The sequence below is a fragment of the Anaerofustis butyriciformans genome, from assembly GCF_036289385.1.
GTDB classification, from domain to species: domain Bacteria; phylum Bacillota; class Clostridia; order Eubacteriales; family Anaerofustaceae; genus Anaerofustis; species Anaerofustis butyriciformans.
Window position 1 is genome coordinate 54,333 of the sequence record NZ_JAYFFH010000001.1, and the last position, 24,331, is coordinate 78,663.

The 24,331-nt window shown below is 33.0% G+C and carries 20 protein-coding genes; 14 read left to right on the top strand and 6 right to left on the bottom strand.

The window, feature by feature from the left end; genetic code table 11:
* Nucleotide 1: 1 nt before the first annotated feature.
* From V2W16_RS00325 to V2W16_RS00335, 3 genes are all read right to left on the bottom strand, one after another.
* Nucleotides 2-1,732 carry an ABC transporter ATP-binding protein gene (locus V2W16_RS00325; protein ID WP_329379680.1) on the bottom strand — a complete coding sequence of 577 codons (1,731 nt, stop codon included), beginning with the start codon at nt 1,730-1,732 and terminating at the stop codon, nt 2-4.
* Nucleotides 1,729-3,504 (bottom strand): ABC transporter ATP-binding protein, encoded by a 1,776-nt coding sequence (locus V2W16_RS00330; protein WP_329379682.1) that lies wholly within the window; start codon nt 3,502-3,504, stop codon nt 1,729-1,731. The genes V2W16_RS00325 and V2W16_RS00330 overlap by 4 nt, the downstream gene beginning before the upstream one ends.
* Nucleotides 3,505-3,673: 169 nt before the next feature.
* A complete protein-coding gene (locus tag V2W16_RS00335) occupies nt 3,674-4,309 on the bottom strand; it encodes a TetR/AcrR family transcriptional regulator (RefSeq protein WP_138268480.1) in 636 nt (211 codons plus the stop codon).
* A gap of 1,677 nt (nt 4,310-5,986) precedes the next feature.
* On the opposite strand from V2W16_RS00335, the gene mraZ reads away from it, so the two are divergent.
* The 12 genes from mraZ to ftsZ all read left to right on the top strand — a co-directional run bounded on the left by mraZ (nt 5,987) and on the right by ftsZ (nt 19,606).
* Entirely contained in the window at nt 5,987-6,424 is a 438-nt protein-coding gene (mraZ, locus tag V2W16_RS00340; RefSeq protein WP_329379688.1) for a division/cell wall cluster transcriptional repressor MraZ, read from the top strand.
* 1 nt (nt 6,425) lies between these two features.
* A complete protein-coding gene (gene rsmH / locus V2W16_RS00345) occupies nt 6,426-7,352 on the top strand; it encodes a 16S rRNA (cytosine(1402)-N(4))-methyltransferase RsmH (protein ID WP_329379692.1) in 927 nt (308 codons plus the stop codon).
* Nucleotides 7,353-7,396: 44 nt separating this feature from the next.
* Entirely contained in the window at nt 7,397-7,822 is a 426-nt protein-coding gene (locus tag V2W16_RS00350; RefSeq protein WP_329379695.1) for a hypothetical protein, read from the top strand.
* 15 nt (nt 7,823-7,837) lie between these two features.
* Nucleotides 7,838-10,039, top strand: a complete 2,202-nt coding sequence (locus tag V2W16_RS00355; protein WP_329379698.1) for a penicillin-binding transpeptidase domain-containing protein — start codon at nt 7,838-7,840, stop codon at nt 10,037-10,039.
* An 84-nt stretch (nt 10,040-10,123) separates the two neighbouring features.
* Nucleotides 10,124-11,497 carry a UDP-N-acetylmuramoyl-tripeptide--D-alanyl-D-alanine ligase gene (locus V2W16_RS00360; RefSeq protein WP_329379701.1) on the top strand — a complete coding sequence of 458 codons (1,374 nt, stop codon included), beginning with the start codon at nt 10,124-10,126 and terminating at the stop codon, nt 11,495-11,497.
* A complete protein-coding gene (mraY, locus tag V2W16_RS00365; protein ID WP_138268474.1) occupies nt 11,497-12,501 on the top strand; it encodes a phospho-N-acetylmuramoyl-pentapeptide-transferase in 1,005 nt (334 codons plus the stop codon). Before V2W16_RS00360 ends, mraY begins: the two co-directional genes overlap by 1 nt.
* A 10-nt stretch (nt 12,502-12,511) precedes the next feature.
* Complete coding sequence (murD, locus tag V2W16_RS00370) at nt 12,512-13,888, top strand: UDP-N-acetylmuramoyl-L-alanine--D-glutamate ligase (protein ID WP_329379706.1); 1,377 nt, start codon at nt 12,512-12,514, stop codon at nt 13,886-13,888.
* 4 nt (nt 13,889-13,892) lie between these two features.
* The gene (gene ftsW, locus V2W16_RS00375) at nt 13,893-14,993 is read left to right on the top strand and encodes a putative lipid II flippase FtsW (protein ID WP_329379709.1); all 1,101 of its coding nucleotides are present in this window, start codon (nt 13,893-13,895) and stop codon (nt 14,991-14,993) included.
* Nucleotides 14,994-15,142: 149 nt separating this feature from the next.
* Nucleotides 15,143-16,261, top strand: a complete 1,119-nt coding sequence (murG, locus tag V2W16_RS00380) for an undecaprenyldiphospho-muramoylpentapeptide beta-N-acetylglucosaminyltransferase (RefSeq protein WP_329379712.1) — start codon at nt 15,143-15,145, stop codon at nt 16,259-16,261.
* 83 nt (nt 16,262-16,344) lie between these two features.
* Entirely contained in the window at nt 16,345-17,601 is a 1,257-nt protein-coding gene (gene murA, locus V2W16_RS00385) for a UDP-N-acetylglucosamine 1-carboxyvinyltransferase (protein WP_329379715.1), read from the top strand.
* A 2-nt stretch (nt 17,602-17,603) separates the two neighbouring features.
* Entirely contained in the window at nt 17,604-18,383 is a 780-nt protein-coding gene (locus V2W16_RS00390; protein ID WP_329379718.1) for a cell division protein FtsQ/DivIB, read from the top strand.
* A 107-nt stretch (nt 18,384-18,490) separates the two neighbouring features.
* Nucleotides 18,491-19,606, top strand: coding sequence for a cell division protein FtsZ (ftsZ, locus tag V2W16_RS00395; protein ID WP_329379722.1), 1,116 nt, complete (start codon nt 18,491-18,493; stop codon nt 19,604-19,606).
* Between the two features lie 106 nt (nt 19,607-19,712).
* Here the strand turns inward: ftsZ and V2W16_RS00400 are convergent, their stop codons facing one another.
* Both V2W16_RS00400 and V2W16_RS00405 read right to left on the bottom strand, forming a co-directional pair.
* Entirely contained in the window at nt 19,713-19,934 is a 222-nt protein-coding gene (locus tag V2W16_RS00400) for a PspC domain-containing protein (protein WP_329379725.1), read from the bottom strand.
* 14 nt (nt 19,935-19,948) lie between these two features.
* Entirely contained in the window at nt 19,949-20,173 is a 225-nt protein-coding gene (locus V2W16_RS00405) for a PspC domain-containing protein (RefSeq protein ID WP_329379727.1), read from the bottom strand.
* 194 nt (nt 20,174-20,367) lie between these two features.
* On the opposite strand from V2W16_RS00405, the gene V2W16_RS00410 reads away from it, so the two are divergent.
* A complete protein-coding gene (locus V2W16_RS00410) occupies nt 20,368-21,129 on the top strand; it encodes a phosphatase (RefSeq protein ID WP_329379730.1) in 762 nt (253 codons plus the stop codon).
* 24 nt (nt 21,130-21,153) lie between these two features.
* Here the strand turns inward: V2W16_RS00410 and V2W16_RS00415 are convergent, their stop codons facing one another.
* Complete coding sequence (locus tag V2W16_RS00415; RefSeq protein ID WP_329379733.1) at nt 21,154-21,567, bottom strand: hypothetical protein; 414 nt, start codon at nt 21,565-21,567, stop codon at nt 21,154-21,156.
* 286 nt (nt 21,568-21,853) lie between these two features.
* Between V2W16_RS00415 and leuS the strand changes: the two genes are divergently transcribed.
* On the top strand, nt 21,854-24,259 hold the full coding sequence (leuS, locus tag V2W16_RS00420) for a leucine--tRNA ligase (protein WP_329379736.1): 2,406 nt from the start codon (nt 21,854-21,856) through the stop codon (nt 24,257-24,259).
* Nucleotides 24,260-24,331: the final 72 nt, after the last annotated feature.

The following is a 24,331-nucleotide window of genomic DNA, read 5'->3' on the forward strand; positions in this document are numbered from 1 at the left end:
TTTATATGCCCCAATCCATACCGGTCATTTGCAATTTTACCATATGTGGATAAATTTTACCTGTGTTCATAAGGTTTTCCGGTGTACCCTGTTCGGCAACATAACCGTCCGAAAGTACAACCACTTTGTCAGCATTGCTTACTGTACGCATACGGTGTGCGATAACAAGTACGGTTTTATCCTTTATAAGCTTTGATAAAGCAGCCTGTATCAAGGTTTCGTTTTCTGCGTCAAGGCTTGCAGTTGCTTCATCAAGTAAAATGATAGGAGAATTTTTGAGAAAAGCACGTGCTATTGAAATACGTTGTCTTTCGCCGCCGGATAATTCGCATCCGTTTTCACCGATCATACTGTTATATCCGTCCGGTAGTTTCATTGCAAATTCTTCACAATTTGCCAGTTTTGCCGCTGCAAGAACTTCCTCATCGGTCGCATCTTTTCTTCCTATTCTGATATTTTCCATTATTGTATTGTTAAACAGAGTCACATCTTGAAATACGATAGAGTATAGTGACAGCAATGTTTCCGGTTCTATTTTGGATATATCCATACCGCCAACCGTGATTTTTCCTTTATTGATATCCCAAAAACGTGCGGCAAGGCGTGACACTGTAGTTTTCCCTCCTCCGGACGGTCCGACTAAGGCAGTGACTTCTCCTTGTTTTGCGGTAAAGGATACGTCTTTTAATACTGTTTCTCCCGTATGATATGCGAATCCCACATGGTCAAATACAATGTCATATCCTTTGTTTGATAACCGATTGTTGCCTGTTTGTATAGGTTGATCAAAAATTTCATTCATACGATTTATGTTTGTTTTTGAAGAAATTACCGCAGCAAGATTTTGTAATGCACTTTCAAGGGGAGCATATAATCTTGAAGCTACAAGTAGAAACATAAAAAACAGCGGAATATCGATTTCTCCGCGAATGAGTAACGTAGAACCAACGAGAGCAACCGTCGCAATTCCAAATTTTAATATAAGCGTTGAAGAAACAACAAAAAGAGCAGTTCCGAGTTCTGTTATAATGTGACGTTTTTCTACATGGTCGATTTTTTTATCAAGCTTTCTTAAATAGCTTTTTTCTGCATTGTTTGATTTCAGGTCTTGCAGACTTTCGATACACTCCTGAACTCCGCTTTCAAGAGCAACATTTGCTGCAACGGATTTTTTGTTGAAGTACTCCTGTATGCGAGCTGAAAAAAATGTAATAGCAAATGCAATCGGCAAAACCCAAACTGCAGCAAGAGCCATACGCCAATCATAGATAAAAAGTCCTAGGGAAATCAGTGTTGTTGAAATAAGGGAACCTGCCAAAGCTGGAACGTAATGAGAAAATGTTGTTTCCAGTGTGGCACAATCGCCCATAATTGAATTTGTCAAATCGGCAAGGTCTTTTTTACCGAAAAACGATAAAGGGATTTTTCGGAGTTGTTCAGCCAAAGATATACGTCTTACACCGCTTTCCACGTAAGTTGCCAAATAGGTGGTGTTATATTGAAACCAAGTTGCAATGAATATAAGGCATAAGCAAACCAACACTCCGATTATATAAAAGACGATGAGGTTTCCGGTTACCCCTCCATTCATAGTATCAATGACAAAATAATAGAGTAGTCCAACTGGAAACATAAACGATAAATCCTGTGCAACACAAGCAATACAACCTTTTATTAAATCAATAGCCCCTTGTCTTGATAACGCAAAGCGTCTTTGAAGTATTTTAATCATGTGTTTACCTCCTTTGCAATTTTCCATTCCGCAGCTTCGGAATAATTCTTCCACATTTTTGCGAATACGCTATTTTTTTCTACCAGCTCACTGTGTGTGCCACTTTCGATGATTTCACCATTTTGCAACACATAAATACAATCGGCTTCTGTGATTGATGACAGTCTGTGTGCAATCATAATAACTGTTTTCCCCTTTGAGAGAGCCGATAAAGCTTGCTGTACCCGTACTTCATTGTCTGGGTCGGCAAATGCGGTGGCTTCGTCAAGAATCAGGATAGGTGCATTTTTCAAAATTGCGCGTGCAATGGCTATTCTTTGCTGTTCTCCTCCTGACAAGTATACGCCTTTTGTTCCGACAACCGTATTTATACCATTCGGTAATTTTTCGATAATGTCCATACACTGAGCCGCCTCCAAAGCATGGATGATTTCTTTTCGTGTGGCATCGGGTTTTGCCATGCGTACATTTTCTAGTATGGATGCTTTGATAAGATGACTGTTCTGAAAAACAAAAGATACTCTGTTCATCAATGTTTCTTTCGGAATATTGCGTATGTCAATATTTCCTATCAGTATACGTCCTTTTTGAGGGTCAAAAAATCTTGTAACGATATTTGCAAGCGTTGTTTTACCTCCACCAGACGGCCCGACCAATGCTACTACCTGTCCCGGCTTTATGGAAAGTGATATATCGTTGAGCGCATTTTTCTTTCCATCATAACTGTAACTGACGTGTTCCAATGTAATACCATTGTCTTTGGGGATATTATTTATGCGACTTTCAGACAATGGTTGTTCGTTTAACACTTCGTCAATTCTGCCGAAAGCGTCATCCACAATCATTGTATCCTCACTCATAAACATGATTTTTGTAAGTGTTGTGCCAATGACTGGAGTAATCACAATATAGAAAATAAGATTCAGTAACAGTTCATTTGTTACGCCGTTTCCGGTAAATATGATACCTCCGGCAATTAGAAATGCGAATACTCCATTAATTGCTGTTGTATAGAACAGCATAGGCATACGCAAGGATTTTGTGTATGCTATGACCCATGTTTCATAGTTATCTATTGCCTTTTTAAAACGTTTGAAAGAAAAGACCGTCTGTCCGAAAGTCTTTACTACGGGCACCCCCCTTACATATTCAACGGCTTCGTTTGACATATCCGAGAGTGCATTCTGATATTGTTCCATGCGTTTTTCCATTTCTTTTCCTGTCATTTTCATCATAATCAAAAAGCCAAGAACAACAGGAACAAGACTTAAAAGTCCCAATCGCCAGTCAAAAACAAGCAACAAGAAAAGCAATCCTATGGGAGTAGCAATTGCGCCCGCTTTGTCGGGAAGTCTATGTGCAAGGTATGTTTCCGTAGCGGCGCTGGAACTGTTTACAATTCTTCGCAGTTTCCCGCTTCCGTATTTTTCTGTTATTCCAAGCGGTAGGGACGCAATATGATGCATAAGTTCTTTTCGGATATTTGCAGCAATCCTAAACGCGCTTATGTGTGAACACATCAATGCAGTTATGTAGATAACTATGGAAACAATCGCAAACAATACGGCAAACCAACCGTATTCCGTGACATTCGCTGCTTCTGAGAAGTTCGGTGAAACTTCCAGTATGCAGTGAATGATACGCCATATGTACCAAAAAGGTACAAGTGCCAATAATGCGCTTATTACAGACAATACCCAAGAAAGATAAGTTAATATCCTGTATTTTCCGGCATAGTCCATCAATCTTGATAGATTTGACTGTTTTTTCATTATAAAAGCCTCCTTAGAAATTTTTTATGATATAGAATGTTAAATAACCGAATTCGAATATCCTTATTGTGATAATATTATTTTACGAGTTAGTCATTGCTAACTTAAGTGCCAAATATAATGGAAAGTGTACACTTTCCATTATTAACAATTATAGTTTTATTAAAAATTACAGTTTGGATTGTTCTGACTGCCCCATGATTTTCATCCATCCGGCAGTATAAAAAGCTCTCATTTCTTTCAGATAATGCTTTGCTTCTTTAAGGGGCATTTCATGTATAACCAGCTCGAAAAAAGTATTAAACATTCCTGTAATCAAAATATGCTCTAAACGTTTATCGATTGGAGGTGCAGGTTTCCCTAGCTTTTCAAGAACCGTCAAATAATCATGTGTACCTTTTGTTTCTATTTTTACCATTTCATCGATCAGTTTTGAAAAACGAGTTCCCTCCGAACAACAAAGTATGAGCTTAAATTCATTTAAATGTTCATATATGTACAAAAGCATTTCATACATACATTCTCCGGAAACAGAGCTAAGATTGTCGGGCTGTTTTTCTGGTGGTATTTCTGCAAATTCTTTTTGAGCTTTACAGAAACGATTCAATAAAAAATTGTAATGTTCGCCTACCAAAGCTTCAAATAAATCTTCTTTGCTGTTATAGTAACCATAAAACGCACCCGTTGTTACGCCTGCTGTTTTGACAATATTCCTCAAAGAAGCCGACTTATAACCTTTTTCAAGAAATTCCTGCATTGCCGTTGAAAGAATCAGATTTAGTGTTGTTTGTTTGTTTTCACTCATATTCTCATCCTTGTATAACACTGTTATATATCACTGTTATATTATATGATAAATCAAAATATTTGTCAATAGTTAAAAATTTGTAGATTTTATTCCATGTTTATGGCGTTGGTATTTTTTAACTTTTATCATTATTATTAAAAGTAAGAAATATTTTTATAACATTTCTTTCAATACTTCGGCAAAAACACTTTGTATTGTGTTGCAAGCAGAGAGAAAAAAAGTCAGAAGACTTTGGGAATTTCCTATCTAATAAGCAAAGTACAATACATTTTTAGGGAAAGATATTCTTTTTATACTTGCTAAGAAACTTATTTCATTACAAAGTAAAGAACGAATGGAAAAGCTAATGAAATGAAGTGACAGAAAAATAATTGGGGATAGATAAGTAAAGCGATTACCGAACTTAACCGGCGATATTAATGAAGCGATAAGTCATGAAAGATTTTTGTAACTATACGCCGAGTATGAATCGGGGTAAAAGGAATTGACAGAGTCTGCCAATTCTGAACAATACGATGTTTATATTTATGAATAGGGTAGTAGGTATTTTTCCGCTTCTTCAACGTTATTTGTAAGTATATGGAAATGCGGGAATTAACGTCTATTATCATCAATGGGGTTGTAAAAAATCATATTCTATGTATCGGGCAAATTTATAGGGGCTACAGACAAAAAGTTAAAATTACTTTCTTATGGATACACAAGTGTATAATTTCATTCTTTTTTGTTTGTCCTAAAAAATTTGGTATAAAAGATAAAGATTCTTAAGTTTGACGGGTTTTACATATGTATAGGGTTTTTGGAGTGAAGTTCTTATTGTACAATGTGGTTTATGGTAATAAAAAAGACAGGTTAACACCTGTCTTTTTTTAGTGGCAATAACTTAAGTAAACTTTGCGACTTAGGTTTGGTAGGATTTCCCGAAAATATACAAAAACGTCGCCGTAATTGCGGTTTCCCTTTCAATATTTTCCTGCCTCATTGCTGCGGGCAGGACCAAATTACCACTTAGTTCACACTGTAATCCCTAAATTATCTTCTGTTGAAACAGCCTAGGAGCTTTCCTCGGCAGGCTTAAGATGACATAGTTTCTTTTGCAACACAGGTTTCATTGGCAATACTTTCTTATCTTTGAGCTCATATTGATAAAAAGTTGGTTTCCAACTCCCCCTGCATCACTCAAAACAGGCTACGCTATTTCAGTAATAATCACGAGATCCCCCGGATTACCACATCCATAGGTTTCTCCCATAAGAATATTCTTATGAGCCTCCGCGGAAATAGGGTCATCGCCCACATGCCGTTGCAGATCGCCCCATTTCCTTTACTTCCTGAAAGAACCCCTTACTGGGCGTAAGAAGCCCAAACAAGAAACTTCATCGATGTGCCCTTTGACGGATTTTTAGCCCCGCCTTCAATCAAAATAAGTCTGACTAGGATACTGCGCCACTTTGTATATTATATCATACCCAAAATATTCTTACAAGATAAGTGATTTTTATAAATAAATATTTTTATAAGGGTTATTCACAACTTGTCCACAAATTGTTTAGAAAATATGTTCTATAAAGATTAAAATTACCAAAAAAGTTTAAAAATTAAACAAATTTGGTTGCCAAGGGTGGTATCAAGTGGTAAAATGATAACATAAATTGGTATAGAGTGGTAAGAAATATGTTAATAGGAGAATATAATCACACGGTTGACAGTAAAGGAAGAGTTAGTGTACCAGCCAAATTCAGAAATGAACTTGGTGATTCTTTTATTATGTGCAAAGGCCTTGATAAATGTATCTGGGTTTATCCACAAGATGCGTGGAAAGAACTTGCCGCTAAAATCAAAAGCTTACCAACTACCGATAGAAATGCCAGAAGATTTTCAAGATTTATTTTAGGGAGTGCTTGTGAATGTTCTCCTGATAAACAAGGAAGAACAAACGTATCTCAGCCTCTTAGAGAATACGCCGGAATAACAAAAGATATTGTTGTTGTTGGTGTTGAAGATAAAGTTGAAATTTGGGATAAGGCTCAGTGGGATAGCTTCAACGATATGTCTGATGATGATATCAATGATGTAGCTCAAGAAATGTATGAAGCGGGGATAAGTATTTAAAATGAAACATATAAGCGTTTTATATAATGAAACCCTTGATATTTTAAATATAAAACCTGATGGTATTTATGTTGACGGAACAATGGGTGGAGCAGGTCATAGTGAAGGAATATGCAAAAGATTATCTGATAAGGGAACATTTATCGGAATTGACAGAGATGATTTTGTTTTTGACAGAGCAAAAGAAAGATTGTCACCTTATAAATGTAAAAAATATTTTGTAAAAGGTAATTTCCACGATGTAAAAAATATTTTACAGGAGCTTGGAATTGATAAGGTTGATGGAATGATGGTTGACCTTGGAGTGTCTTCTTTCCAAATTGATGATGAAAAACGAGGATTTTCTTTTAGGCATGACGGTCCACTTGATATGAGAATGGATAGAACCAGCGATTTTGATGCAAAGAAGCTTGTTAATACATATTCCTATGAAGATTTAAAAAGAATCATAAGTGAATATGGGGAAGAACAATTTGCAGGAAATATTGCAAAACATATTATAAAAAGGCGTGAAGAGAAGCCGATTGAAACAACTTTTGAACTTGTAGAAATAATAAAAGCTGCAATTCCAAAAAAGTTTCACGCAAAAAAACATCCAGCGAAAAAAACTTTTCAGGCTATTAGGATAGAAGTAAATAACGAAATAGATGCACTTGAAAAATCTGTGGAGGATATGATTGATGTTTTGGATAAAGGAGGAAGGCTTGCGGTAATAACCTTTCATTCCTTAGAAGACAGAATCACAAAGAAAGTGTTTAATGATAAAAAGAAGGGTTGCACCTGCCCTAAGGATTTCCCAGTATGTGTATGCGGAAACAAACCGAAAGTAAAAGTGTTAACGGGTAAACCAATTCTTCCTACAAATGAAGAGATAGAATATAATCCCCGTTCAAGGAGTGCAAAGCTTAGAGCTATAGAGAAACTTTAAGTAATAATAAGAAATTTTTTTAAATATAATTTAAGGAGCAACAAATGACAAGAAGAAATAACAATGTGCAAATGAAAAAAAATGTTAATAAAGAAGAAAAGATTTTTACTATTGATACTGTTTTATTTTTGTTTTTGATTGCTTCGATATGTGTTTCTCTTATCACTTGGCAAAGTTATAGAATAAACAGAACAGATATTGCCATATCTAATCTTGAAAGTGAATTGAAAGAGGTTCAAATGCTAAACGATAGTTTAGAGGGGAAATTGCTTGCAAAAAGAGATTTGAAAGAAGTTCAAAAGATTGCAACAAAAAAATATGGTATGATTAAACCAAGCAGTAACTCTTTTGTTGCAGTTGATGTAACTAACGATACTGATTCAATTTCTTCAACAAAGAGTGCAAGTGCTCAAAATACTGAAGACGAAAGTGCTTTCTCTAAACTTTTTAGTAATTTCGTCAGCAACTAATGAAGGTGGTAACATTTGAAAACTTTTTTAGATTTAAAACGAAAGAAAAGAATATTATTTATATTTTCCTTTGTATGTGTGCTGTTTGTTGCACTAGTTGTAAAACTTGTATACATACAAGGATTTAAAGCAGTTGAATACGGAGATAAACAATCAGCCATGTTGATGCAGCGTCTTCCTATTACGGCAAGTAGGGGAGATATTTATGACAGAAACATGGCTTTACTTGCAAAAGACGCAACTTGTTCGAGTATTTATGTTTCTCCTGCAAGCATAGAAAAAGAAGATAAAGAAGAGGTTGCAAAATACTTAAGTGAAATGCTTGATTTAGATTATGATGATGTTTATAAAAAAGTAAATAACTCTTCTTCAAGTAATGAACTTATAAAAAGCAAAGTTGATAACAGTATAGGTTTAGAGATAAAAAATAAAGGTTATGCCGGTGTTTCCGTAACTGAAGATAAAAAAAGATACTATACAAACGGTACTTTTGCTGCACATCTTCTTGGGTTTACGGGAACAGACCATCAAGGATTATATGGACTGGAAGCAAGTTTTAATGATGTTCTTTCAGGTAAAGACGGAGTCGTTTTATATCAAACAGACGGAAGCGGAAGAAAGATTGCATCTGGAAGTGAAATAAGGCAAGAAGCTACAGATGGAAGTAATCTTGTTCTTACAATAGACAGTGTTATACAAATGTATGCTGAGAATGCTCTTGAAACAGGTATAAAAAAGACAAAAGCGAAAAGAGCTTTGGCTATTGCCATTGATCCATCAACCGGAGAGATACTTGCAATGGCATCAAATCCAAGTTACGATTTAAATGATCCGTGGGAACTTGATAAAGATTTTGAAGAAAACTTTAGTTCTGATTTTTATACAACTGATGATAATGGTAAGAAAAGAAAAATGACAGAAAGTGAAAAGCTTGCTTTAATGTGGGATAACCCAAACATCAGTTTAAACTATGAACCTGGTTCTACGTTTAAACCGATAACTGTTTCTGCAGCACTTGAAGAAGGTGTAATTACTACATCTTCAAGATTTTACTGCTCGGGATATAAAGTAGTTGCGGGAACAAAGATAAGATGTTCCGTTTATCCTAATGCTCATGGAAGCGAATCTTTGGAAGAAACTCTTGTTAACTCGTGTAACCCTGCTATGATGGAAATAGCAATGCGTATGGGACCTGATGTTTTTTATGATTATATATATAATTATGGATTTGGTTCTAAAACGGGAATAGATTTAGGAGGAGAAGAAAGCGGTATTTTATCTCCAAATGAAGATGTAAACATAGTAGATTATGTAACAAAATCTTTCGGTCAAGGTTTATCAACTACACCGATACAGATGTCTATGGCATTAAGCGCTGAAATTAATGGTGGATATCTATTAAAACCTCAACTTGTTAAATACGTAACAGAAGGGGAAGATAATGAAATAACCACAACATATGATAAAGAAGTAGTAAGACAAATTATTTCAAGTGATACTTCCACTACCATGAGGAAATATCTAAGAAGTGTTGTAACAAAGTCAGATGTTTTATCACAATATGATTCAGATGATTTAAAAATGGGTGGTAAAACAGGTACGGCACAAAAGATAATAGATGGTAAATATTCTCACTCAAAATATGTAACAAGCCTTTTTGGATTTGCACCATATGATAATCCTCAAATTGCGGTTATAGTAATTTTGGATGAACCTGTAAACGGAAGTTCCGGAAGTACCACTGCTACTCCGATTGCAGCAGAAATTCTTGAAAATTCACTTAACTATTTGAACACAAAATCAGAATCTGACAATGAAGATGTTAAGACATTAAATGCAAAGGTTGTTGTTCCTGATGTAAGAGGTGAAAGTTTAACCGATGCAAAGAGTCTTCTTGATTCACTAAATATAGATTATGAAATAAAATACAAAACTAAAAATATAAAAGATAATGATGCAATAGTCATAAGTCAGACAAATGTACAAGAAACTTATAGTAAGAAAATTACCATTACTGTTGACAGCTCTTCTTCGACGGAAGTAACTATGCCTGACTTAACGGGTATGAGTGTTCAAAGCGCAAACGAAGCATTAACGAAGTTGGGGCTAACCATAGAAGTAAAAGGCGGTGGTATAGCAACGAAACAGAGCGTTAAAGCCGGTACAAAAGTTAAGAAAGGAACAAAAGTAACGGTAACCTTTGAATATGTTGATTAATTATTTTGTATTTTATATATAAGATATTTTAACAAAAGCCAAAAAGTGATATAATAATGCGGATATTGAAGTTTGAGGTAGAAAATGCATAGTATTGATATATTAAAATTAGAAAAAATGCTTGGCGGCAAAATTATTAAAGAAGGAAATAATAAAATAATAACCGATGTGGTAATAGACAGCAGGCTTGCAAAAGAGGGAAGTGTATTCTTTGCACTTCCCGGAACTGCATTTGACGGACATGATTTCGTTAAAAAAGCAGTCGAGAATAAAGCTTGCTGTTGTGTCGTTACTAAACTTGTCAATGACGCAGACTGTTATCAAATTAAGGTTGAAGATACTCTAAAGGCTCTTTATGATATGGCAAAAAGTTATAAAAGTGAATTTAAGATTCCATTTATAGCTTTAACAGGAAGTGCCGGTAAAACAACCACAAAAGATATGGTTTCAAGTGTTTTATCAAGTAAATATAACACAATGAAAACAATAGGCAATTATAACAGCACAACGGGTGCTCCTCTTACTTTATTTAACTTAAATAAAGAACATGAAATAGCCGTTGTTGAAATGGGAATGAACCACAAAGGTGAAATTGAAAAAATAAGCTCACTTGTTGAACCTGATTTTGGAATAATAACAAATGTAGGGGTAACCCATATTGAAAATTTGGGAAGCAAAGAGAATATTTTTAAAGCAAAAATGGAAATTACAAAAGGACTTAAAAAAGGCGGTACTCTTGTTGTCAACGCAGATAATGAGTTCTTTAAGGATTATAAAAACAATGAATTTAATATTGTAAAAATAGGAATAGAAAACGGAGACTTTAAAGCTTACGATATTGTTTATGATAAAAGCGGTGTGAGTTTTAATGTTAAATATGAAGATAAGGAATATTCTTTTAAATTAAAAACTCCTGCAAAATACAGTGTTTATAACGGACTTGTAGCAATATATACGGGTTTTGCTTTTGGACTTACTTATGAGCAGATACAAAAAGGACTTGAAAGTTTTAAAGCAAGCAAAAACAGAATGGATATAGAAGATTATAATGGAATGACTCTTATAAACGATACTTATAATTCCAACCCTGATGCTTTACGAGAGGCGCTTGGTTTACTTAAGAACATAAGTGGCAATAATAGAAAAGTAGCGGTTCTTGGTGATATGTTTGAACTTGGAGAAAAAAGTGAAAAACTACACTATGAATGTGGAAAAGATATAGTAAAAAACGAAGTTGACTTTCTTATTACTGCGGGAGAACATAGCAGACAAATAGGGGAAGGTGCCGTATATTACGGTTTTGAGAAAAAAAATATAAAACATTTTGATTCAAAAGATGATTTAATGAAACAAATAGAAAAGTTGACATTTAAGGGAGATTATATTTTATTTAAAGCATCCAGAGGAATGGCTTTTGAAGATGTAATTGACAGCCTAAAAAGGGGAGGTAATTTATAATGATATATGTAATTCTTTCAACTCTGATTTCATTTACAATAGTAGTATTATTAACACCTAAATTTATTCCTTTTTTGCAAAGACTAAAAATGGGGCAGACTATAAGGGAGCTTGGTCCGAAGAGTCATTATAAAAAAGCCGGTACTCCTACAATGGGCGGACTTGTAATGATGCTTGGTATTTTAGTTACATGTGCATTATTTTTTACAAAAGCTGACGGAGATTTGATATTTGCTTTATTTGTAACATTGATTTTCGGTCTTATAGGCTTTTTAGATGATTATATAAAAATGGTTCAAAAAAACAGATTAAATTCTGAGGGTGGGGTTCTTGTTCCATATCTTGGAATGCTTCCTATTCAAAAATTGCTTTTACAATTTTCGGCTGCGGGTGCAGTTGCGGTTTATGCAGCATTTCATCCAACAATAGGAACAAGTATTGTAATACCTTTTACCAATATTGTATGGAATATGGGTATATTTTATATTCCGTTTGTTATTATAGCAATAGTTGCTGTCGTTAATGCGGCGAATTTGACAGACGGATTAGACGGACTTGCATGCGGAGTTACCATGATAATATTATTCTTTTTCTTGGTATTTTCTCTTGCAAACGGATTTACTTCTATGAATATATTTACTGCAAGTGTAATAGGAGCATGTCTTGGCTTTTTATGCTATAATGCTCACCCTGCTTCGATTTTTATGGGAGATACAGGTTCAATGGCTCTTGGCGGTGCGGTTGTAATAGTTTCTATTTTTACAAGATCAGAACTTTACATTTTAATCGCAGGAGGAATATATCTTATAGAAGCATTATCGGTTATATTACAAGTTTTCTATTTTAAGAAAACAGGCGGTAAAAGACTTTTCAAAATGGCACCTATACATCACCATTTTGAACTTTTGGGACATCATGAAACAAAAATAGTAACTTGTTTTTGGATTACTACGGCAGTACTTGTTTTAATATCATTGCTGTCACTTCCAATTATGTTTGGTTAAGGAGAAAAAAATGGAATTAAAAAATGGAATATATATGGTTGTAGGTGGAGGCAGAAGCGGTGTTTCCGTTTCAAGATTTCTTTCATCTCAAAATAAGAAAGTATATTTAACAGATACAAAAGAATATGAAGATATAGCAAAGCTTGGATTTGGAATAGACACATTGGTTGATGATGAAAATATTAAATTTATTCTTGGAAGACAACCAAGTGAAGAGGAAATAAAAGAGTGCGAAATGGTTATAGTTTCGCCATCTGTTCCTCCAAAGGCTTTTCCTATTGTTACAGCGAAGAAAAACAATATTCCCGTATACAGTGAATTTGAATTTGCAAACAGCTTTTGTAAAGGTTATAAAGTTGCAATAACAGGTACAAACGGTAAGACAACAACTACTACACTTGTTGGTGAAATATTTAAAAATGCCGGGTATGAAACATATGTAAACGGAAATATCGGAGATGCATTTATTAACGATGCGGCAAAGGGAGATGAAAACAGCGTTTATTCTCTTGAGATAAGTTCATATCAACTTGAAATGACAGATAAGTTTAAACCTAATGTTGCTATAATTACAAATATTACTCCTGATCATTTGGAAAGACACGGAAGCTTTGAAGAATATGTCAGAGTTAAAGGAAACGTATTTTTAAATCAAGACGAAAATAATTATCTTATCGTAAATAAAGAAGATAATGTTGTAATGGAACTTAGCAAAAAAGCTAAAAGCAATGTTTTGACTTTTACTACAAAAGACGATAAAGATGCAAACGCATATTTGGAAAACGAAAATATAATGATTAACTTTAAAGGCGAAGTTTTTGAGCTTATAAACATAAATAAGCTTAAATTATATGGACTTCACAATGTAATGAATGTTATGTGTGCATCTTTGGCAGGAATTGTAAAAGGCGTAAAAAAAGAAAATCTTGTTAATACCTTAGAAAATTTCAAAAGTGTTGAACATAGAATTGAATATGTTGATACGGTTGACGGAATAGAATATATAAACGATTCTAAAGGTACAAATGTAGATGCGACCGTAACGGCAATAAAGGCAATGAAGAAAAAAACGGTTTTAATGCTTGGAGGTTATGACAAACAGACACCTTTCGACGATTTGGCACAAAACCTTAATGATAATATTAAATGTAGTGTTCTTTATGGAGTTGTAAAAAACAAAATAAAGGATACATTTGATAAATACGGATATAAAAATTATGTTGTTGTAGAAGATGATTTCATTAAAGCTTGTGAAGAAGCTACAAAACTTGCAAATGAAGGGGAATGCGTTCTTCTTTCTCCTGCGACTTCAAGTTTTGATATGTTTGATGATTATGAGCAAAGGGGAAGAGTATTTAAAGAATACGTAAACAAACTGAAAGGATAATTATATGAGAGAAGTAAGAAAAAGAAAAGGGACAATGGATTATTGGCTTCTTCTTACAGTAATAGGTTTAACTGTTTTTGGGATAATATCTATTTTTTCTGCAAGTATGTATAATTCGGGTCTTGAAGGGAGTCCTTTTTCCTATTTTACAAAGCAGCTTATATTTGCAATCATAGGAACTATTCTTATGATTACCATTTCAAATATAGATTATAAAGTGGTAAAACATTTTGCGCCAATAGTAATGATAGGTGCAATATTACTTCTTATTTTGGTTTTGTTTATAGGTGTTGACGTTAATGGTGCAAAAAGATGGATTGATATAAAAATCGGTACGATTCAACCAAGTGAATTTACAAAGGTTGCACTTATTTTATATTTGTCTTATTCGATTGAAAAGAAAAAAGAACTTATAGGAACTTTTAAATACGGAATTTTACCTTATATAGGTCTTGCAATGATTGTATGCGGACTTATTGCTTTGGAGCCTAACCTTAGTACTGCAACGATTATTGGTGCACTTATTGTAGGTATGTTAATAATCGGTGGAATGAATTTAAAATGGTTTATTCCAATTGCCGGACTGGGTGTTTCGGGTATTATATTCATGATTATAACTACTCCTTGGAGGATTACCAGAATGCTTACTTTCTTAGATCCATGGGAAGATATACAAGGTTCTGGTTGGCAGATTTGTCAATCTTTAATGGCTCTTGGTTCAGGCGGTTTACTTGGTAGAGGATTTGGAGAAGGAAAAGCAAAACTTCTTTTTATGCCGGAACCTCAAAATGACTTTATTTTTGCTCATATAGGAGAAGAAATGGGGCTTATTTGCGGAATAATACTTATTGCGGTATATTTATTTTTAATATGGAGATGTATCGTTATAGCACTAAATGCTCCGGATTCTTTCTCAATGTTATTTAGTGGGGGAATGGCAGGGTTGCTTGGAATGCAGGTATTTATCAATATCGGTGTTGCAACAGCGCTTTTACCTGTAACAGGTATGCCTCTTCCTTTTGTAAGTGCGGGTGCTTCCTCACTTATTTCTCTGATGTGCGGTATGGGGGTAGTTCTTAATATATCAAAACACTGCCGTATATAAGTAAATTATGGAAAATAATTTTTATATAAAGGATTAATGTTAAAATTAATCCTTTTATAAAATAAAGATATTTAATAGTTTTTTAATTTTAAATTTATCAAAAAATAATTAAGAGTTATATAATATTGTTCTTATAGAGAGGAAAAGAAATGAAAATTTTAATTGCAGGCGGTGGAACAGGCGGACATATTTATCCTGCTGTTGCCATAGCAAATCAGATAAAATATGAACATCCTGATGCTGAAATTGTTTTTGCTGGAAGAAATGACTGCATGGAAGCAGATATAGTTCCAAAGGCAGGTTATGAACTTAATAATATAAGAATATACGGTTTTGAAAGATACTATTCTAAATTAAAAAAATTATCTGTATTTTTCAAAATGTTTAGAGGATATAACGATGCAAGAAAGCTTGTAAATAGTTTTAATCCTGATATTGTTATAGGTACCGGAGGGTTTGTTTCCGGTCCTGTTGTACTGGCAGGAGCTTTAAAAGGTAAACCTACTCTTATACATGAACAAAATGCTATGCCGGGATTTACAACAAGAACACTTTCAAAATGGGCAGACATCGTATGTTCAAGTTTTGAAAATACAAAAGAATATGTAAAACATCCTGAAAGGGTTATTTATACTGGTAATCCAGTAAGAAGAGAGTTTGGGTTATATAACAGAGAAATTGCAAGAAAGACTTTAGGAATAGATTCTGATAAAAAAGTTATAGTATGCTTCGGGGGAAGCCTTGGTGCTAAAAATTTAAATGATGCCATGCTTTCTTTAATTGATGAATATAAAAATGATGATGATATCTATATTTGTCATGTAACCGGTAAAAACGGATATGAAGATTTCCTTGAAAATGCAAAGAAAAGAGGATTGAATTTCGGAGAAATTCATAACGTTGAAATAAAAGACTATGTTTATGATATGCCTGTACTTTTAAATGCTGCTGATCTTGTTATAGCAAGAAGCGGAGCAGGTGCCATTGCAGAAATTACATATGTGGGATTAGCGGGAATATACGTTCCTTATCCGTTGGCTGCCGATGATCATCAAAGAAAAAATGCTGAAGAGGTAGAAAGTGCCGGTGCAGGTATTATGATACTTGATGATGAATTAAACGGAGACAGACTTATTGATGAAGTTAAAAAGATTATATGTAACGAAAGTTATTTTAAACAAATGAGTTATATGTCAAAACTTCTATCAATAAAAGATAGTGCAGAACGTATTGTCGACGAAGTGGAAAAGCTTACTAAAAACAAATAAAAATTATATAACCTTCAAAGCTATGTATTCACAATAATAAAATAATATGAATATTATAAACTAAATGGCTTTGGAGGTAGTTTATGGAAAGTTTCGTTATTGAAGGCGGAAAAAGATTAAGCGGTGAGATTGATTTACAGGGATGCAAAAATGCTGCTTTACCTATTTTGGCAGCATCGGTTTTAAATAAATCGGAAAGTATTATTCATAATGTTCCCGATATAGAAGATGTAAATACTATGATTGAAATGCTTAAGGATTTAGGCTGTTATGTCGAAAAGAAAGGTCATAGTGTAATTGTTAATTCTAAAGATATAAATAAAGTAAAATTAAATGATAAACTTTTAAGGAAAATGCGCTCTTCTCTTATTTTAATGGGAGCTGTATTGTCTCTTGAAAGGGAATGTAGTTTTTCTATGCCTGGTGGTTGTGATATAGGACTTAGACCCATAGATTTACATATTAAGGCTTTAAAACAACTTGGGTGTGTTATGATAGAGGAGAATGGAATAATTACTTTAAAAGGTGAAAAAATTAGAGGAAGAAATATTCAGCTTGATTTTCCAAGTGTCGGCGTAACGGAAAATATTATTCTTGCTTCTGTTTTGGCAGATGGAGTTACGTCAATAGGAAATCCTGCAAAAGAACCTGAGATAATTGATTTGCAAAATTTCCTAAACAGTATGGGAGCTAGAGTTTACGGTGCAGGAGGAAATACTGTATATATAGAAGGGGTTAAAAGTTTAAAAAATACCGAATATACAATAATGAGCGACAGAATAGTATGTGGGACTTTTATGTGTCTTGCAAATATGACCTCTTCAAGTTTCTTTATAAAAAATGCAAAGCTTGATACTATGAAAGCTGTTTATTACAAACTTCTGGAAACAGGTGAAAATTTTAAAATTTACAGTGACGGAATTTTGGTAAGAGGCAGTGATAATATTAAGCCTTTGAAATCTCTTATTACTCTTCCTTATCCCGGATTTCCTACTGATATGCAGTCCCAAATGGGAGCAATGCTATCCATTGCAAAAGGAGTAAGCATAATTAACGAAACGATATTTGAAAACCGATTCAAGTATACTTTGGAACTTATAAGAATGGGCGCAAAAATGAATGTAAAGGGTAGTACTCTTGTGATTGAAGGTGTAGATAGTCTTTACGGTGCACAGGTATATGCTCCGGATTTAAGGGGCGGAGCGAGTCTTATTATTGCTGCTTTGGCGGCGGAGGGGAAAAGTATAGTTAGTGATATACATCATATTGAAAGAGGTTATGAAAATATAGATAATATAATAAATTCTCTTGGAGGAAAAATAAAAAAAATTAAGGTGTAGTTATGAACAGAAGCTATTATGAAGCTAAAACTTATAGACCAAGAAAAAAAAGAAGAAAAAGAAGAAGCAGGTTTTTTAATTCTAAATCACTTCTTATTATTTTTGTACTTTTAATTGTTGTAACAGGGGCTATTTTTGTAACTACATCGGATTTATTTAATATAGAAAGTATTGAAGTTGAAAATAATCAAATTGCTACAAAAGAGGAGATTATTGCAAGAAGCGGTATTTTAGAAGGGGAAAATATATATTCTTTTTCTGCATCAAAAGCCGAAGAAGCAATTGAGCAAATAACTGTTGTAAAAAAAGCAAATATACATAGGAAATATCCTAATACCATCGTTATAGATATTGAAGAAAAATCTCCTTTTTTCATTTTGCAACAAAGTAAAACATATTATGATGTAGATGAAGATGGAAAAGTTATATCTTCTTCAAATACTTTAGTGAGGTATGATGTTCCGATTGTAACCGGTATAGAGGTTAAAGATATTGAAGAAGGAACCAACTTATTTGAAATGGATGATATGAAAATTCAAACACTAAAACAAGTATTTGAATTTTTAAAAGAAAATGAACTGTTAAAAAATGTTTCTCAATTCTATGTAAATAAAGATGGAGAATACAATTTATATTTTACAAACGGAAGCGTTATTCAATTTGCAAGTTATACTGCGTTTTCATATCATGAAGATTTTGTAAAATATTTCATACAAAATATGGATATGAAGCAGAAAGTAGAGCTTATTGAAGGAGTAAACCCAATATATAGTAAAATATAAAATATGGTGTCAGATATGTAGTAAAAATGATAAAAAAGTATTGCATATATTTAAAAATAATATTAAAATAGAATATAATTAGTTTACTATGTTTAGGAGGAGTTATTATGCCATACGAAATGGAAGATATACATATGGGTAATTTTGCTGATATAAGAGTAATCGGCGTTGGCGGAGGTGGAAACAACGCTGTAAATAGAATGATAGAAGGAGGACTTCAAGGCGTAAGATTTGTTGCTGTTAATACTGATGCACAAGCTTTGAGTGAATCTTTAAGTGAAAATAAAGTTCAAATCGGAGAAAGAACAACAGGTGGACTTGGTGCAGGAGCTAACCCACAAGTTGGACAAGAATCTGCAGAAGAAAGCACAGATGATTTAAAGAAAATTGTAGAAGGAGCAGACCTTTTATTCATCACAGCAGGAATGGGTGGTGGTACAGGTACAGGAGCAAGCCATGTAATTGCAAAAATTGCAAAAGACCTTGGTATTTTAACTATTGCTGTTGTAACAAGACCATTTGCATTTGAAGGAAAAGTTAGAGCTTCAAATTCTGATTTGGGTATAAGACTATTAAGAGAACATGTTGATGCATTAGTTGTTATTCCAAATGAAAAATTACTTACACTTGCAGATAAAAATACAACATTTAAAGATGCTTTAAAATTAGCTGATGATGTATTATCACAAGGGGTTAGAGGTATCTGTGACTTAATCGGTATTACAGGTATCGTAAACTTAGACTTCTCTGATGTTAAGACAATCATGAAAGATGCCGGAATGGCTCATATGGGTGTTGGTTATGGTACAGGTGAAGATAAAGCTGTAGAAGCTGTTACTGAAGCTGTTAAATCTCCTCTATTAGAAACAAGTATTAAAGGTGCAACGGGCGTTATCATTAATATTACTGGTGGGGAAGACTTATCATTATTCGAAATTAACAAAGCTGCTGAAATAGCGAGAGAAGAAGCTGACCCTGATGCTAACGTAATCTTTGGTGCAGCTATTGACCCAAGCTTAGAAGATAGTGTTAAAATTACAATTATTGCAACAGGTTTTAACATGAAAGCAAAAAATGGACAACTTGTTGATATAGTTGAAGAAGATACAGAAGATGATAAAGAACAACCTGTTAAAAAGAAAGAAAGTAAGAATGACTGGGGCGATATTCCAGATTTCTTAAAGGATTCTTTATCAAGAAGAGATAGAAATGATTTTGAATAGAAAAAAATGAAGACCGCATGTGCGGTCTTTTTTATTAAAGAAAGAACCTGTGAAAAACTATTTTAAATAAAAAAGGAAAATAAAAAACACATCAAGCTGATGTGTTTTATCTTATTTCATAATCGTCATATCCCAAAGTGTCTTTTTCCGGCATAACCCATGAAAGAACAAAATATAAAATTACAAATGGTATTGTCATTGTTAGTAAGGTAAGCACAACATATATTGTTCTAAGTATTGTAACATCAATGTTAAAATATTCGCTAAATCCTTTTAATACACCACAAAATTTTGCTCCGTATCTTGTTTTATATAATTTCTTTTTCATTGTTTCCTCATTTATTAATTTATATCATAATTTGAATATTCAATCTTTTCTTCACCTGGAATAATAAAAGCTAAAATGATATATAACATTATTGATGGTATACCATAAAAAATTAAACATGAAAGTATAAATATAAAACGTAAGATTATTGTATCAATCCCTATATATTCACAAATTCCGTTTAATACGCCGAAAAACATTGAACCATGTTTCTTCTTATAAAGTTTTTTACTCCGCATATAATACCTTTTCTTTCTTAATATTAAATTGATTTAAATTATTCGCAAAATATTATATCATTAAATTTTATTTTTAGCAAGAAAAATTATATATATGAAAATAATCATATATATTTTACATTATATTTTATTGAAAAAAAGATGTTTGGGTAATATAATTAAAATATATATAAAAGAAAGTTAGGTGATTTAAAGTGAATATTGTAGCAGATTTACACACACATACAAACGTATCTCATCATGCATATTCTACAATTATTGAAATGTGCAAAGGGGCAAAAAAAGCAGGACATATTGCCATAGGCAATACCGATCATGGCCCTGCAATGGAAGATGGAGCTCATCAATGGCATTTTCAATCTCTTCAAATGTTTATTCCAAGAATTCTTGAAGGTGTATATGTTTTAAGAGGTGCTGAAGCAAATATACTTCAACCTGACGGAAGACTTGATATTCCAGATCATGTGCTTGATACTTTGGATTATGTAGTTGCATCAATTCATAATGAAACTTTCCTTGAAAGAGATCCTGACAGAATTACCGAAATAATGCTTAAAGTACTTGAAAATCCAAGAGTAGATATTTTGGGGCATTTAGGTTCTCCTGCGTTCAAATTCGACTATGAAAAAGTTATTTCTAAATGTAATGAATATGACAAAGTTGTCGAAGTAAACAATAACTCTTTTTATGCAAGAAAGGGAAGCAAAGAAAATTGCCTTGAAATAGCCAAGTTATGTAAAAAATATGAAGTGCCTATTTCTGTTAACTCAGATGCTCATTTCTGTCTTGGAGTAGGTAAGATAGACAGAGCAAAAGGAATAATAGAAGCAGCGGGATTCCCTGAAGAGCTTATCATAAATGCAAGTGCAGAGAATTTACAAAATTATTTTATGAGAAAAAAAGGTCTTGATATTTTGGGAGAAATCCAAAAAGGCGAAAATAATACTTTAGAATAAAAAAGAAGCTTATGCTTCTTTTTTTTATTTTTTCAAACTGTCAGGAACAGCTTCTGTTTTTAAATATAAACTTCCCAGTGTATCGTGGGTTATTGTTATTCCGTTTTCTTCTTTTGTTACTGCATAAGTTAACACATCTTTCTCATTTTGTTTTATTACCAAAAGCAGTTGTTTGTCTTCTTCTTTAATTTCATATTTAAAATCACTCTTAACATCTTCAAAGATTATGTTTCCCGTATAATCACTGTTAAAAACATAATAGAAGTTTAAATTTGAATAATCGATTTCTTTTTTGTCTACATTCACTTTTTCAAGTTTATATTCTCCTGTTATATCTACCGGTTTATTATTTTTCATACCTGACATTATCCCAAAAATTGCAAGAATTATAACAAGTAGTATCGTAACGGATATGAATATGATATTTTTTCTATTCATGCAAAACCTCCATAATTTATATATTAAAATATATGGTTAAAAGTTTTTATATATGCATTTATTTTAAGCAATAGTATATAAATTATTTATGGGATAAAACCATATGTTAAAATAATAATTAAGTTTTTATATTAATCAAATTTTATACATATATTAGTTTCATAAAGCTTATTTAATATATAATTTAAGCAGAAATTATTACATTTTAGTTGACTTAAGTGCCATAAATTAACTATAATAAAAATGTTAATGTTAAATCGAAATAGTTATAAATAAGGAGAAATAAATGGACAATTATAACTTTAAAGAAATAGAAAAAAAATGGCAAGATATTTGGGATAAAGAACAATGTTTCCATGCAGTAACAGGACTTGACAAACCTAAATATTATGCTTTGGTTGAATTCCCTTATCCATCAGGACAAGGTCTTCACGTAGGTCATCCAAGACCATACACTGCTCTTGATATAGTTTCAAGAAAAAAGAGAATGCAAGGATATAACGTACTTTTCCCAATGGGATTTGACGCATTTGGTCTTCCAACAGAAAACTATGCAATCAAAACAGGTGTTCATCCTGCAATTGTTACAAAAAACAATATTGCTAACTTCAAAAGACAACTAAAATCTCTTGGTTACTCTTTTGACTGGCAAAGGGAAATTGATACAACAGATCCAAAATATTATAAATGGACACAATGGATTTTCTTACAATTATTTAAAAAAGGACTTGCTTATAAGAAAGAATTCCCAATAAACTTCTGTACAAGCTGTAAAGTTGGTCTTGCAAATGAAGAAGTCGTAAACGGCGTTTGTGAAAGATGTGGGGGAGAAGTTGTAAGAAAAGTTAAAAATCAATGGATGCTTAAAATTACTGAATATGCAGACAGACTTATTGACGATTTAGATGATCTTGACTTTATTGATAGAGTAAAATCAAGTCAAAAGAACTGGATTGGCAGAAGTTATGGTGCTGAAATTAATTTTGAAATTAAAGATAGCGATGAAAAATTAACTGTATATACAACAAGACCTGATACAATTTACGGTGCAACATATATGGTTATATCTCCTGAACATCCTGTAATCGAAACATTAAAAGATAAAATAACAAATTATGATAAAGTAGTTGAATATAAAGAAGAAGCTGCTAAGAAATCTGATTTTGAAAGAACAGAACTTAATAAAGAAAAAACAGGTGTAAAACTTGAAGGCGTAAGTGCTATAAATCCTATTACTGGAAAAGAAATAAGCGTTTTTGCTTCTGATTATGTACTTATGACATACGGAACAGGTGCAATTATGGCTGTACCTGCTCATGATACAAGAGACTATGAATTTGCAAAAGTATTTGATTTACCTATCGTTGAAGTTGTAAGCGGCGGAGATATTGAAAAAGAAGCTTACACAGGAGACGGTAAACTTGTAAATTCTCCATTGATTGATGGTTTAGATATTAAAGAAGCAAAAGAAAAAATGACACAAATCGTTGAAGAAAGAGGAATCGGAAGAAGAAAAACTAACTTCAAACTTCGTGACTGGGTATTCTCTCGTCAAAGATATTGGGGAGAACCTATTCCAATTATAAACTGTCCTCACTGTGGATTCGTTCCGCTTGATGAAAGCGAACTTCCTCTTACACTTCCAGATGTAAAAGATTATAAACCAACTGATGACGGTGAGAGTCCACTTAAAAATATGCCTGAGTGGTATAAGGTTAAATGTCCTAAATGTGGTGCTGATGCTGAAAGAGAAACTGACACAATGCCTCAATGGGCCGGTTCAAGCTGGTATTATTTAAGATATACAGATCCTGATAATGATGAAGCTCTTGCAAGCGAAGAAGCTATTAAATACTGGATGAATGTAGATTGGTATAATGGTGGTATGGAACATACTACACTTCACTTGTTATATTCTCGTTTCTGGCATAAATTCTTATATGATATTGGAGTTGTAAATACAAAAGAACCTTATCAAAAGAGAACAAGTCATGGTATGATTTTAGGTGAAAACCATGAAAAGATGTCTAAATCAAAAGGTAATGTAGTTAATCCTGATGAAGTTGTAGACGAATTCGGTGCTGATACTTTAAGAACATATGAAATGTTTATAGGGGACTTTGAAAAAGTTGCTCCATGGAGTGAAAACGGAGTTAAAGGTTGTAAGAGATTCTTAGACAGAGTTGCCAAAATGGAAGATTTAGTGGTTGACGGAGAAGAATATTCTAAAGAACTTACTACTTTAATGCATCAAACAATTAAGAAAGTAAGTGAAGATTATGAAACTCTTAAATTTAACACTGCAATAGCTCAACTTATGAAATTAACAAATGAAGTTTATGACAAAGGAAAAATAAATAAAGCAGAATTTAGAACATTCCTTATTTTGCTTAACCCTGTTGCTCCTCATCTAACAGAAGAATTATGGCAAAGAGCAGGATTTGAAGGATACTTACATCAAGCTTCTTGGCCTGAATATGATGAAGAAAAAACAATTGCCGATGAAATTGAAATTCCAATTCAAGTTAATGGTAAATTCAAAGGTAAAGTAGTTGTAGACAGAAATGCTTCTGAAGAAGAAGTTAAAGAAACAGTACATGCTCAAAAAGCTGTACAAAATATTCCTGAAGGTAAGAAAATCGTTAAGGAAATTTATGTAAAAGGTAGAATTTACAATATTGTTATAAAATAAATTAAAAGGTTGTGGTTTTAATCACAACCTTTTTTATATGAAAAGAGAGTCTTACAAAAATGTAAGACTCTC